At 55.8% G+C, this 12,350-nt stretch carries 12 protein-coding genes and 1 tRNA gene; 6 read left to right on the top strand and 7 right to left on the bottom strand.

Going from position 1 to position 12,350, the window contains the following annotated elements; all coding sequences use genetic code 11:
* Positions 1–11: 11 nt before the first annotated feature.
* Positions 12–1,280, top strand: coding sequence for a multidrug effflux MFS transporter (locus DXH95_RS03325; protein WP_239016527.1), 1,269 nt, complete (start codon positions 12–14; stop codon positions 1,278–1,280).
* A gap of 55 nt (positions 1,281–1,335) precedes the next feature.
* Here the strand turns inward: DXH95_RS03325 and DXH95_RS03320 are convergent, their stop codons facing one another.
* The 4 genes from DXH95_RS03320 to DXH95_RS03305 form a co-directional block, all read right to left on the bottom strand.
* Positions 1,336–2,859: an amino acid permease gene (locus DXH95_RS03320; protein ID WP_115548022.1), complete on the bottom strand. Its 1,524-nt coding sequence runs from the start codon at positions 2,857–2,859 to the stop codon at positions 1,336–1,338.
* Positions 2,860–2,925: 66 nt separating this feature from the next.
* Positions 2,926–3,303, bottom strand: coding sequence for a histidine triad nucleotide-binding protein (locus tag DXH95_RS03315; protein WP_115548021.1), 378 nt, complete (start codon positions 3,301–3,303; stop codon positions 2,926–2,928).
* Positions 3,304–3,338: 35 nt separating this feature from the next.
* Positions 3,339–3,662, bottom strand: a complete 324-nt coding sequence (locus tag DXH95_RS03310) for a phosphoribosyl-ATP diphosphatase (RefSeq protein ID WP_115548020.1) — start codon at positions 3,660–3,662, stop codon at positions 3,339–3,341.
* Entirely contained in the window at positions 3,659–4,180 is a 522-nt protein-coding gene (locus DXH95_RS03305) for a MarR family winged helix-turn-helix transcriptional regulator (RefSeq protein ID WP_115548019.1), read from the bottom strand. The genes DXH95_RS03310 and DXH95_RS03305 overlap by 4 nt, the downstream gene beginning before the upstream one ends.
* 91 nt (positions 4,181–4,271) lie before the next feature.
* Here DXH95_RS03305 and DXH95_RS03300 point away from each other — a divergent pair, with 91 nt between their 5' ends.
* The 5 genes from DXH95_RS03300 (at position 4,272) to DXH95_RS03280 (ending at position 10,024) form a co-directional block, all read left to right on the top strand.
* Positions 4,272–5,372 carry a branched-chain amino acid aminotransferase gene (locus DXH95_RS03300; protein ID WP_115548018.1) on the top strand — a complete coding sequence of 367 codons (1,101 nt, stop codon included), beginning with the start codon at positions 4,272–4,274 and terminating at the stop codon, positions 5,370–5,372.
* Positions 5,373–5,458: 86 nt separating this feature from the next.
* Positions 5,459–5,533, top strand: a tRNA-Gln gene (locus DXH95_RS03295).
* Positions 5,534–5,727: 194 nt separating this feature from the next.
* Positions 5,728–6,420: a response regulator transcription factor gene (locus tag DXH95_RS03290; protein WP_115548017.1), complete on the top strand. Its 693-nt coding sequence runs from the start codon at positions 5,728–5,730 to the stop codon at positions 6,418–6,420.
* A 4-nt stretch (positions 6,421–6,424) separates the two neighbouring features.
* Positions 6,425–7,717 carry a FecR family protein gene (locus DXH95_RS03285; protein WP_115548016.1) on the top strand — a complete coding sequence of 431 codons (1,293 nt, stop codon included), beginning with the start codon at positions 6,425–6,427 and terminating at the stop codon, positions 7,715–7,717.
* A gap of 24 nt (positions 7,718–7,741) precedes the next feature.
* Positions 7,742–10,024, top strand: coding sequence for a CHASE2 domain-containing protein (locus DXH95_RS03280; RefSeq protein ID WP_115548015.1), 2,283 nt, complete (start codon positions 7,742–7,744; stop codon positions 10,022–10,024).
* On the opposite strand, the gene DXH95_RS03275 is transcribed toward DXH95_RS03280, so the two are convergent.
* From DXH95_RS03275 to DXH95_RS03270, 3 genes are all read right to left on the bottom strand, one after another.
* A complete protein-coding gene (locus DXH95_RS03275) occupies positions 10,002–10,499 on the bottom strand; it encodes a hypothetical protein (protein ID WP_147291678.1) in 498 nt (165 codons plus the stop codon). The genes DXH95_RS03280 and DXH95_RS03275 overlap by 23 nt on opposite strands.
* A 62-nt stretch (positions 10,500–10,561) precedes the next feature.
* Entirely contained in the window at positions 10,562–10,732 is a 171-nt protein-coding gene (locus DXH95_RS16065) for a hypothetical protein (RefSeq protein WP_181883553.1), read from the bottom strand.
* Positions 10,732–12,105 (bottom strand): class II 3-deoxy-7-phosphoheptulonate synthase, encoded by a 1,374-nt coding sequence (locus DXH95_RS03270; protein ID WP_115548013.1) that lies wholly within the window; start codon positions 12,103–12,105, stop codon positions 10,732–10,734. Before DXH95_RS03270 ends, DXH95_RS16065 begins: the two co-directional genes overlap by 1 nt.
* Between the last annotated feature and the right edge of the window lie 245 nt (positions 12,106–12,350).

The following is a 12,350-nucleotide window of genomic DNA, read 5'->3' as shown; positions in this document are numbered from 1 at the left end:
ACGGGCTGGCCATGCGTACCACCTATCCGCATAAGGCGGTGATGCATTCTCCCCGAAAACAGCCCAAGCTCGGTGGTCTCGAACTGACGGTCATGATGGCAGCCGTGATGGCGTTGAACGCCTTGGCTATCGATGCCATGCTGCCCGCATTCCCGCGCATGACCGCCGGTCTCGGCCTTGTCGATCCAAACCGTGTTCAATTTGTCATCACTGCCTATTTGCTCGGGATGGGTGCAGGCTCGCTCGTCCATGGGCCATTATCCGACCGCTACGGCCGCCGTCCTATCCTGCTCGGCGCGATTGCAGGCTATATCGTGTGCGCGCTTGCCTGCAGCTTCGCCACGAGTTTTGACATGCTGATTGCAATGCGCATCGCGCAAGGGCTGTTTGGCGCTGGTTTGGGTGTGCTGGTTACCTCTATCATTCGCGACCAGTTTGAAGGCGATGCGATGGCGCGGCGCATGTCGACCATCTTCCTTGTGTTCATGGCGGTCCCCATCGTGGCGCCATTGGTCGGCTCGGTGGTGCTGATTTTTGCCGGCTGGCGCTCGATTTTCGATCTGATCGCTATCATGGCGGTCGCCGTTCTGGTCTGGGTCGTTCTGCGATTGCCCGAAACGCTGGACCCGCAAAATGTAGTTCCAATCAAGGCCAAGACGCTGACCGCTTCGTGGAAACAGGTTATCAGCGACCGCACTGCCAATTGCTATATGATCGCTGGTGCAACAGCCCAAGCCGCGCTCTTCGGCTATCTCAATTCGTCACAGCAAATATTCGAGCGGACATTCGGAGCGCCCGATTTCTTCCCGATTGGCTTTGCGATCATCGCCATCGGGATAGCGTGTGCGAATTTCACCAACGCCCGCATTGTCGAGCGCTTTGGTGCGCGGCGGGTATCGCAGACTGCACTTATTGCCTTCATCTTCATCGCGATCTTGCAGGCCTTCGCCGCAATTTTTGCGCCTGCGTCTCTTCCGCTGTTTCTTGTGCTGATTACGGCAAATATGGCGATGATCGGCTTTGTCGGATCGAATTTTTCCTCGATCGCAATGCAGCCATTTGGCGCAATCGCAGGCACTGCATCATCGTTCCAGAATTTCGTACGCACCATCTGGGCGGCCTTTATTGGCGCCATCATCGGTCAGCAATTCAACGGAGCGGTCACGCCGGTCGCGTTGGGATTTCTAGCATGCGGCCTCACCGCCTTCACGCTGATACTATATGGCGAACGCGGCAAGCTGTTCACGCGACCGGGAACGACCAAACATCTACCGATGTAGTTGGACAAAAAAAGGGAGGTCGCAGCCTCCCTTTTCTTTTTCAGTTTCGTGCCGTTCAGTTGATTGGCGGCACCGAAGTTGGCGGCGCATCGGCATCATCCTCATGCACCTCTACATGGCCTTTGCCGACATGGCTGGCACCACGGCTATAGGCGAAATACACCAGCAAGCCGAGGGCTGCCCACCCCACGAACAGCAGCAGGGTGTATCCTGACAGGCTGAAGAACAGATAGAGGCAGCCCAGAATAGAGATGGGAGCAACTATGTTGACCGCCGGCGTGCGGAACGGACGCACGCGGTTCGGATCGGTGCGACGCAGCACCATCACGGCAATCGACACCATCGCAAAGGCGAACAGCGTGCCCGAATTCGAGATATCCGCCAAAGCGCCGACGGGAAAGAATGCCGCAAACATCGCGACAAAAACACCGGTGATGATGGTGATGATGTGCGGTGTCTTGAACTTCGGATGCACGGTCGACAGTTTTTCCGGCAAAAGTCCGTCACGGCTCATCACAAAGAAGATGCGGGTCTGGCCGTACATCATCATCAGGATGACCGATGGCAGAGCGAGACCAGCGGCCAGACCGATAAGGTCACCCACTTTTTCCCAGCCGATTTCACGCATCGTCCACGCCAGAGCTTCTTTGGAGCAGACCACAGTATTGTTGGCGATTGCGTTACAAGCTGCCGTCATTTCGCCACTGCCCGGAGCGATGCCGATGCCTTCCGGCGTCAGCAGGGGCTGCGCCCCGACCGAACCGATTACGCCAGCGGCGACGAGCATGTAGAATACGGTGCAAATCGCGAGCGAGCCAATCAGGCCGATCGGCATGTTCCGTTGCGGATTTTGCGTTTCTTCAGCCGCGGTCGAAACCGCATCGAAACCGACATAGGCAAAGAATATCGACGCAGCAGCGGCCGAAATCCCGGCAAAACCAAGCGGTGCAAAGGGTTCGAAATTTTCCATCTGCATGACTGGAACGGCAAGAATGACGAAAAGTGTCAAGGCCGCGACCTTGATCAGCACAAGTATCGCATTCACACGCGCACTTTCGGTTGTACCGAGCACGAGCAACCCTGTTACCAGCAGTGCGATAATCATAGCCGGCAAGTTCACGATGCCGCCAGCTGAAGGACCAGCGGTGAGCGCCAGCGGTAATTCTATGCCCAAAACGCTATCGAGCAAGCCGACAAAATAGCCTGACCAGCCAACGGATACTGCACCCGCAGCCACCGCATATTCGAGCACAAGGGCCCAACCGACCATCCAGGCGAGCATTTCACCCATAACGGCATAAGTATAAGTGTAGGCAGAGCCCGAAACCGGGACCATTGAAGCCAGTTCCGAATAGCAAAGCGCGGCAACGGCGCACACAAAGCCGGCAATCACAAAGGATAGCATCATGCCCGGACCGGCTTTTTGTGCAGCCTCAGCGGTCAGAACGAATATGCCGGTGCCGATAATGGCACCAATACCCAGCATGGTTAGCTGGAACGCACCGAGTGATCGATGCAGGGACTTTTTCTCCGCAGTCGCCAAAATGGCGTCCAGCGGTTTGACCCGGTCGAATATCATGTAATTCTCCCCAAATTTATGTCTGTCGGGGAAACTAGAGCCTAATTGGACATGCGCAACAAAATTTCATCGCATCAGCATCGGTCCGAGCGCTTTTCCACCGAAAAGATGGACGTGAAGGTGCGGAACTTCTTGATGGCTGTTGATTCCGGCATTGGCTAGCAACCGATAGCCAGGTGCAACCAGCCCCTGTTCGCGCGCGACATGGCCGACGGCACGGATGAAACCGGCAATTTCTGCCTCGCTGCCCTTGGCGCTGAAATCATCCCAGCTGACATAGGCGCCCTTGGGTATCACCAAAATGTGGATCGGCGCCTGCGGATTGATATCGTGAAAGGCGAGCGCCCATTCATCTTCGAACACCGTGCGATTGGGTATTTCACCGCGCAGGATTTTTGCGAAGATATTCTGGTCGTCATAAGGCTGGGTTGCATCGACTGCCATGGAAGCCTCTTAGCTGGTATCGGTTGAAACGAACTTTAGGGTTCGCGCCGCGATGCCTTTTCGTCAAGGCCGGACATGCCCTCGCGTTGCGCAAGCTTGTCGAGGACATCGTCAAAACTCTGCCCCGCCTCGGCTAGCAGCACAAGCAGGTGGAAAACCAGATCAGCGGCTTCAGATGTCAGTTGCTCGCCATTTCCGGTTACAGCGGCAATCACTGTCTCGGTGGCTTCCTCACCCACTTTTTGCGCGATTTTCTCACGTCCTTTGGAGAACAGCGACGCCACATAGCTGTCGCTCGCTCCACTTGCCGCGCGTTCGCGGATGGTCTGTTCGAGGCGGATGATCCGTGGATCGCTCATTTCGAAATTCCCTGCAAATCGAGCACCATCGCCCGTTCGGTTTCCGGTATAAGTCCTTCTAGCACGCGCCAAAAGCCGGTCACCGAATCCTGCCCGGCAGCCGAATAGGCACTGGCGAGACTGTTGCGCAACGAATCAAACAGTTGCGCCTCAAACAAAGCGCCAGCGTCGGTCAGGCGCATCAGTTTTTGCCGTCGGTCAGCTTCGCCGACACGTGTCTCCACAAGACCGCGCTCCGCGAGTTCATTCAACACCCGTCCCAAAGATTGTTTGGTGATACCCAAAATCCGCAGCAGACTGCTTACAGAAAGGTCAGGCTGGCGTGCGATGAAATAGAGCGCCCTGTGATGCGCACGACCAAGCCCTTGCTTTGCCAACCCCTCATCAATGGCCCGTGTCAGTCGTGTATAGCCGAAATAGAGCAATTCAACGCCGCGGCGAACCTCTTCTTCCCGGAGGAACAGTGGCGACGCGGGGGGAGAAGTGCGCTCAGGAATGGAGGAAGATGGGACAGCCATATTGACGTATCTTGGCGCAGGACATATCACGGCGCAACAATTACTTTGCCAGCAAGTTTGGTGAAATAAAATTTCAAGATCGCAGGACGAGATGATGACTGACGCTGCCATGCCCGAATTGTTGCGCATTCCGCACCCCAATCCGGTTTCTGAAGCCGAGCGTGTCGCGCGCATTGCAGACCCGGGCTTTGGCAAGACCTTCACCGATCATATGGTCACCATCCGCTATACCGAAGGTCAAGGCTGGCATGATGCGACACTTGGCCCGCGTGGCCCTTTGACCCTCGATCCGGCAACGGCCGTGCTGCATTATGCGCAGGAAATATTCGAAGGTCTTAAGGGCTATCGGCTGGGTGATGGCAGCATGGCGATGTTCAGGCCGGATGCCAATGCGCGCCGCTTCAACGCATCAGCACGGCGCATGGCGATGCCAGAGCTGCCAGAAGCCTTGTTCATCGAGTCCTGCCGCGCGCTTGTTGATATCGACCGGGATTGGTTCCCTAGCGCCGAAGGCGGCTCGCTCTATCTGCGCCCGTTCATGATCGCGACCGAAGCCTTTTTGGGGGTCCGTCCTGCCAACGAATATCTGTTCATGGTTATTGCGGCGTCGACCGGCAACTATTTCAAAAGCGGCGCGCCAGCCGTTTCACTGTGGGTCAGCGAGCATTATAATCGCGCAGGGCCCGGCGGTACCGGCGCCGCGAAATGCGGTGGCAACTATGCCGCCAGCCTGGTTCCGATCGCAGAAGCGATGCAGGCCGGGCACGATCAGGTGATTTTTCTCGACGCCAAGGAACATCGCTGGATCGAGGAACTCGGTGGCATGAATGTATTTTTCGTATTCGACGATGGCACTATCCAGACCCCTCCCCTGTCCGACACCATCTTGCATGGCGTGACTCGAGATTGCCTGATCGCCTTGGCACGCGAAGAGGGCTTAACCGTGCGCGAGGAACCTTATGCGATCGACCAATGGCGCGACGATGCTCGATCTGGACGGCTCGTCGAATCTTTCGCATGCGGTACTGCCGCAGTGGTTACGCCTATCGGAAAAGTCAGCGCTCCCGAATTCAGTTTTGTCATTGGCAGCGGTGGTCCGGGCCAAATGACGCAGAAGCTGAAATCGCGCTTGATCGATATTCAACGTGGCGTCGCGCCAGATACCCATGGCTGGGTATTCCCGGTCGGCTGACCATTGGAATTTAGGCGATTTGGCACATTGCCTTCCGATTATCTCTCGTTATAAGGCCGCTCGCTCTCACCTCGATGTGAGACTGCTGGGGTGTCGCCAAGTGGTAAGGCACCGGTTTTTGGTACCGGCATTCGCAGGTTCGAATCCTGCCACCCCAGCCAAAGCACATTCTGACTTGTATCGGTTTTTGTGCGATTTCTGGTCGTTATGCCAGCATCAAGCTTTGTAAAAGGTAGTAACAATAACGGCGTCACTATGGCGCAACGTGTAAAACCGCTTTATTTGGTCTCGCCATAACAGTCCGGCAGAAAGTTCGGCACAGACGACTGCAGACAAGGTAGATGGGTGGCACTGAATGCGTATTGCTATTGCTGACGACGAAACAGACGTCGTCAATTTCCTTAAAGCTATTGTAGAAGAGCAAGGCCATGTCGCTGCAGCATTCAATGATGGTGCCGCTTTATCACAGGCTCTGGTTCGCGAAACATTCGATCTGGTGATCATGGATTGGACCATGCCGAAAAAGGATGGTCTGGCTACACTTCACTGGATGCAGGAATCACTTCAAGAACGCCCGCCGGTCATCATGATGACCAATCGCACGGCGAAGAAAGACATCAGCGACGCATTAAACGCCGGGGCTGATGACTATATCACCAAGCCCGAAGACCGGACCGTCATTGCCGCCCGCATCAATGCGCTGTTACGGCGCAATGCCGGCGCAGGCGCCTTCGACACAAAGGTCGTTTACGGCAAATATGAATTCAACCGCATCGATCAAACTGTGACCGTTGAAGGTGATACTGTCAGTTTGACTGCGAAAGAGTTTGAACTCGCGGACCTGTTTTTCCGCAATCGAGACCGCACATTATCGCGTAATTACATCATGGAAACGATCTGGCGCACCACTGCCGCGCTGGCAACTCGGACACTGGACATGCACATTTCACGGGTGCGGGCGAAACTTGACCTGCGTCCCGAAAATGGATTTCGGATTTTCACGGTATTCGGCTACGGTTATCGCTTGGAGACGATCGAGGTAAGGTAAGTCGATGGCAAAGAAAACGTCGGGGTTTCTTATAATTGCTGTCGCACTGTTAGGCCCAAGCGCTGCCCTAGCTGGCGACGACATTCCCTATCATGTTGTCAAAGGCGACACCCTGATCGCATTGGGTGAAAAATATCTTCTCCGTCCGGCGGACTACCGGATCGTCCAGCAAACCAATCGCATCGGTAATCCCAGAATGATTCCGGTGGGCAAGATACTAAAATTCCCCCGCCATCTGCTGAAATATGAAGCTGCCAAGGCGCGTTTCATAGCCGTGCGCGGCGGCGTATCTTCGGTGCAGGGTAATGCCCGCGCCCAAGCCAGAACCGGAGCCGAATTACGGGAGGGCGCTGCAGTGCAAACGGAAGCCGGAGCATTTGCTACATTGGCGCTCGATGATGGCTCCCGCGTTTCCGTGCCCTCGAATAGCGACGTGAAAATCGTGCGGCTGCGAAAATATTATCTTGGGTCCGCCCTTGATTATGATTTCCAGGTTCAGCGGGGTGCCGCGCGTTCGAAGGTTGCGCCGTTACAAAGCAAAAACGATCGCTATCAAGTGCGCACGCCCAAAGCTGTGTCGGCGGTTCGTGGTACGGATTTCCAGACGCGGGTTGACGAAACCAGCGGCAATGACTTTGCGGAAGTCGATGAAGGCGCTTTGGCGGTCGATTTGACGAACGGCAAAAGCACCGCAGTCGGTGCTGGCTTCGGCCTTGCGGTCACCGCAAAGGGCGAAGCTATTAGCGAAGCTCTATTGCCTGCAGTTACACTGGTGGGTGCAGGAAAGCTCCAAAACAACTCTGCGGTTCGATTTGCTTTGCCGGGGGACGGCAAAGCCTATCGCTTAAGCGTTGCAACGGATGCAGGTTTTGTCGAACAGATTGCCGATGTGCTTTCTCGAGACGAAAGTGCCGATTTCGGCGCGCTGGAAGACGGCAATTATTTTCTGCGCGTGCGACAATTATCGCAAGCCGGGATTGAAGGACAGCCGGCTGTCTATGCCTTTAAGCGCCGCCTGAATAGCGTCAGCGGCAATGTTGCACCTGTCGCAGATGGGTGGGTCTTTCGCTGGGCTGGTGTTGGCAAGGGAGCAATCCGCTATCATTTCCAACTGGTTCGCGGCACGCCCGACAGCGTGCCCTTTGTCGATGAGGCGGGACTATCGGTCCAACAGTTAAGCTTGTCCGACCTGCCACCTGGCGACTATCATTGGCGGATTGGATCCGTGCAATTTCTGGACGGTGAATCCGACACCAACTGGACACCATTTGAAAAATTTACCGTCACTGCTGATTAATCTGCGCGAGGCAGAGACGGGCACATGCTAGGACATTTGCGATTCCGCCTGCTGCTCGAATGGGCGGTTATCGCGATTTTGGGAACACTTGCTGTTCTGGCCGCATCGAACTGGCGAGGTACGGCATCGTTCGACAATCTGCTGTTTGATCGTCTAAGTACGCTATCGCGACCACCCGCTGACCAGAATATCCTGATTGTAACGATCGACGAGCGCAGTTTGAAGGCTCTTGGCAAATGGCCATGGCCCAGGAAATATCATGCGGAACTTCTGACCAAGGTTGATGAAGCAAAGCCTCGATCAATTTTGCTCGACTTGCTGCTAAGCGAGCCTTCAAACGAACAGGATGACAGCGCATTGGCACAAGCCATGCGTGGCAGTACGCCTGTTTATCTGCCTGCAAACTTTCCGACACCTGGCGACGATGGTCGCAACTATGACATCGAAAGCCCCTTCCCTATGCTATCAAAGGAGGCGGAGGGTGTTGGCCATGTGAATGTCGAATTTGACGAGGACGGTATCGTCCGGCGCACATCATTGTGCTTCAAACCCGAACCCGATGGACGCAATTGGCCGCACATAACCGAACTTGTTTACCGCCTCACAGGCAATCCGTCCCCTGCAGCCAAACGGTCGAGAAGTTGTGACGAGCGGCTGTTGGTCCGCTACTCTGCGCGTCGCAGCTTTGCCGAAATAAGCTATGTCGATGCCTTGATGAACGGCATTCCCGCTGATTTGGTCAAAGGCCGCGATATCATCATCGGCGCGACCGCCGCAGGTATGGGCGATAATTATCCCGGGCCTTTCGCTGATGGCGGGCTGATATCCGGGGCGGAAATCATGGCCAATGTGTTGGCATCGATCCGCCGCGATGACTTCATCACCCAAGTTGGAAGGTCCGCAGGACTTATATTGTCACTGCTACCAGTGTGGGTCTTGATGATCGGGTTCCTGAGATGGCAGCCGCGAACCGCTCTGATCGTATCGCTGTCGCTGGTCGGCTTTGTGCTATCGGCCAGCAGTCTTGCACTTTTTGGGGGTTATTGGTTCCCACCGGGTGCAGCACTCCTCGGCATGTTGTTGGTCTATCCTTTATGGGGCTGGCGTCGTCTGCAAGCGATGAGCGACTTCATGGCCTCCGAGCTGGGGGACCTTGCGCTTGAAAGCGAAGCTTTGCCATTGCCGCTCTCCAACGACCGGACGAGCGATCTGGTAGGCCGGCAAAGCGCCGCGCTGGCAACGGCTATCGATCATGTCCGCGACTTGCGGCGTTTCGTTTCCGATTCACTCGAGCATCTGCCCGACCCGATGTTCGTGTCGGACAATAGCGGAATTGTAACGCTCGCTAACCACCGTATCGAAGACCTGCTCGGGAGTGATCTCAAAGGGCAAACGCGCGCTGCGTTGCTGGACCGTTTGGTCGCGCCCCAGCACCGCTCATTTGTCGAAGCCTATTTATGGGCGCGAGCACATGGCCGGGACGCGGACACCGAATATGTTCGGTTTGGATCTCCCGGTGGATCGACCTTTGTCATGCGCAGCGCAGATATCCGTAACGATGCCGACAGTAAACAAGGTGAAATCCATTATCTTGCCGATATCAGCGCTTTGGCACAGGCCGAAACCGACAGGGAACAGGCGTTGCAATTGTTGTCGCACGATATGCGCGCGCCCCAGTCGGCAATCATATCTATGCTGCCCGCTATCCCCGACAGGGATATGGGGCATCGGATCGAACGCCATGCGCGCAGGACCATCCAGCTCGCTCAAGATTTCGTCGACATCGCCCGAATGGGCGAGAGCGCGTTCGAAGGTCAGGATGTTCTGCTGGCAGATCTGGTTCGCGATGTTGCCGACAGTCTTTGGCCTTTGGCGGAAGAACGCCAGATCAAAATCGACATCACGGATAGCAGCAATAGCGGGTTTGTCATCGCCGAACCTGATTCACTGACGCGGGCCATAACCAACCTGCTCGACAACGCGATAAAATATAGCCCGACGCCAGGGAAGATTATCGCAAGGATAGAGCATGCCCATTTTGCTGGTTCTAAGGCGCTTGCCGTCGTCATCCACGATCAGGGCAAGGGAATAGACCCCGACCTGTTGCCAGACATATTTAAACGGTTTGCTGCCCGCGCACGCGAAGGCAGCAGGATCAAAAGCAGCGGACTCGGTCTTGCATATGTAAAGGCTGTTGCTTTACGCCATGGAGGCAGCATCGAAGCCGAGAACCCGGAACAAGGCGGTGCGTTATTCCGGCTGACTTTACCGAAGGCGTCGGATGTCAGTCAAAACCTCGACGCTTGATGATATGTTCGCCCTTGGGCGAACTTAAATCAGCCAACGCAGCATTGACAAGGAACGGCAACACATCTGCAAGGCTAGCCTTGCAATGATACTCCGAAGCGCGTCCCCGATAGAGTTCGGTCCCGTCGGCAACGCGTGTCAACCTGACAACAAGATTGAATTCGCTATCGACACAGCTCTGCAGCGGCTTCTTGGGCTTGGGCGACGTGAGAACGGCTTTGCCCTGCTCTGTACCGGTCGTGACCAGAAGATTTGCCGGTCGTTCCGAAACTGTAACATCGAGCTTATGCGCACCATTTGGTGCCAGCGAAAAGCCACGACTATCCAGCTGCTGCAATGTTAGAGAGCGCGCCTGCACCAGAATATCTGAATGGTTCCCATGCTGCTCATTCAATATGGTTCGATCACTGGACAAAGCCACGCCACTGCTTGACACACGGGTTTCAATCGGACCAGTGCAAGCCGAAATCAACATTATCGCCGCAAGCGGCACTACCCAACGCAACCCCATAATGGCATTGGTTTAGCAGAGCATGGTTAGCGCGTCAGCAAGAAATAACCCACGTAAAACCAACTAAAAACTCCGTGGATGATGGCCCACAAAATCGACTTGTGCGTGGTATAACTCACCGCAATCGCCAGCGCGCTGCCAAAACCAATACCCGATTTCACGACATCGCGCTGCACGATGATGCGCCGCTCGCTCATCACGCCGCCTGTTTGGCCCGATCCGCCATTTCCTGATTGAGCATTTCAGCAAGCAGGAAAGCGAGTTCGAGCGATTGCGCTGCATTGAGACGCGGGTCGCAATGGGTGTGGTAACGATCAGCCAGTGCCTCATCGGTGATGGCAATTGCCCCGCCCGTGCACTCGGTGACATTCTGTCCGGTCATTTCGGCATGGATGCCGCCAGCGAATGTCCCTTCAGCACGGTGCACGGCAAAGAAACCGCGCACTTCGGCCAATATCCGCTCGAACGGGCGGGTCTTATATCCGCTCGCTGCCTTGATGACATTGCCGTGCATCGGGTCGCACGACCAGATCACAGGATGCCCTTCGCGTTTCACTGCACGCACAAGTTTGGGCAGGCCCGCTTCGATCTTGTCGTGCCCGTAACGGGTAATCAATGTCATCCGGCCCGGAACGCGACCCGGATTGAGCGTATCGAGCATCCGCAGCAATGCATCTGGCTCAAGGCTCGGCCCACATTTCATGCCGATCGGGTTGCCGATACCGCGCAGAAATTCGACATGCGCCGATCCTTCGAAACGCGTGCGATCGCCGATCCACAACATATGTGCAGATGTGTCATACCATTGGCCGGTCAGCGAATCCTGCCGCGTCATCGCCTGCTCATAGGGCAGCAACAGCGCCTCATGGCTGGTATAGAAACTGGTGCCCTTGATCTGCGGGACTGTCTCTGGCGTGATGCCGCAGGCTTCCATGAACGCCAGCGCTTCGCCAATGCGGTCAGCGACATCCTTGAACTTTTTCGCCCAGGGCGAACGTCCCATAAAATCATGGGTCCAGGCATGGACCTGTTGAAGATTGGCATAGCCGCCATGGCTGAACGCACGGAGCAGGTTCAGCGTCGACGCGGCCTGGCTATAGGCGCGGATCATGCGGGCCGGATCGGGTTCACGCGCGGCTTCTTCAAAGGCGATATCGTTGATGATGTCACCGCGATAACTCGGCAGTTCAACGCCACCGATGGTTTCGGTATCGGCTGACCGCGGCTTGGCGAACTGCCCCGCCATACGACCGACTTTCACCACGGGCAGTTTGCTGGCAAAGGTCAACACGACGGCCATTTGCAGCAATACGCGGAAAGTATCGCGGATATTGTTCGGATGAAATTCTGCAAAGCTTTCGGCGCAATCGCCGCCCTGCAGCAGGAATGCCTTGCCGTCGGCAACGTCAGCCAGATCAGCCGTCAGGCTACGCGCTTCGCCCGCAAACACCAGCGGCGGAAAGTTGCGCAGCGTTTCCTCGGTCGACTGCAATGCAGCCTGATCCCGATAGACCGGCATCTGCCTGCCATCATGGTTCCTCCAGCTTTCGGGGGCCCAGTTCGCCGCCATTATCCTTAACTCCACTAAATTGGTGCGGGCGGCCTTCTAGTCGCCTAGTCGCACAGGGTGCAAGCAAAAGCGCCTTTTTGCGGCGCAAACGCAAGTTTGTTGCTGCGCTGCACAATTATTTACAAGTCGCTATTTTCTTGCCGCTGTTAATTCAAGGGTTTGCGCGCGTCCCGCGTTGGAACATCGCCAAAATAGTTCACCAGAACGTCACCAAATGCCGTTATAGGCGACTCGAACAGGGATAT

The sequence above is a fragment of the Sphingorhabdus pulchriflava genome (assembly GCF_003367235.1).
GTDB lineage: Bacteria > Pseudomonadota > Alphaproteobacteria > Sphingomonadales > Sphingomonadaceae > Sphingorhabdus_B > Sphingorhabdus_B pulchriflava.
This window is presented reverse-complemented; position numbering and strand designations above follow the sequence as displayed.

What these genes read in the sequence shown, in the direction of transcription:
- DXH95_RS03310 (WP_115548020.1), bottom strand. Translation starts at nt 3,662, where the DNA reads ATGAGCGATCCACGGATCATCCGCCTCGAACAGACCATCCGCGAACGC.
- DXH95_RS03325 (WP_239016527.1), top strand. Translation starts at nt 12, where the DNA reads ATGCGTACCACCTATCCGCATAAGGCGGTGATGCATTCTCCCCGAAAA.
- DXH95_RS03280 (WP_115548015.1), top strand. Translation starts at nt 7,742, where the DNA reads ATGCTAGGACATTTGCGATTCCGCCTGCTGCTCGAATGGGCGGTTATC.
- DXH95_RS03285 (WP_115548016.1), top strand. Translation starts at nt 6,425, where the DNA reads ATGGCAAAGAAAACGTCGGGGTTTCTTATAATTGCTGTCGCACTGTTA.
- DXH95_RS03275 (WP_147291678.1), bottom strand. Translation starts at nt 10,499, where the DNA reads ATGTTGATTTCGGCTTGCACTGGTCCGATTGAAACCCGTGTGTCAAGC.
- DXH95_RS16065 (WP_181883553.1), bottom strand. Translation starts at nt 10,732, where the DNA reads ATGAGCGAGCGGCGCATCATCGTGCAGCGCGATGTCGTGAAATCGGGT.
- DXH95_RS03320 (WP_115548022.1), bottom strand. Translation starts at nt 2,859, where the DNA reads ATGATATTCGACCGGGTCAAACCGCTGGACGCCATTTTGGCGACTGCG.
- DXH95_RS03305 (WP_115548019.1), bottom strand. Translation starts at nt 4,180, where the DNA reads ATGGCTGTCCCATCTTCCTCCATTCCTGAGCGCACTTCTCCCCCCGCG.
- DXH95_RS03300 (WP_115548018.1), top strand. Translation starts at nt 4,272, where the DNA reads ATGATGACTGACGCTGCCATGCCCGAATTGTTGCGCATTCCGCACCCC.
- DXH95_RS03270 (WP_115548013.1), bottom strand. Translation starts at nt 12,105, where the DNA reads ATGGCGGCGAACTGGGCCCCCGAAAGCTGGAGGAACCATGATGGCAGG.
- DXH95_RS03315 (WP_115548021.1), bottom strand. Translation starts at nt 3,303, where the DNA reads ATGGCAGTCGATGCAACCCAGCCTTATGACGACCAGAATATCTTCGCA.
- DXH95_RS03290 (WP_115548017.1), top strand. Translation starts at nt 5,728, where the DNA reads ATGCGTATTGCTATTGCTGACGACGAAACAGACGTCGTCAATTTCCTT.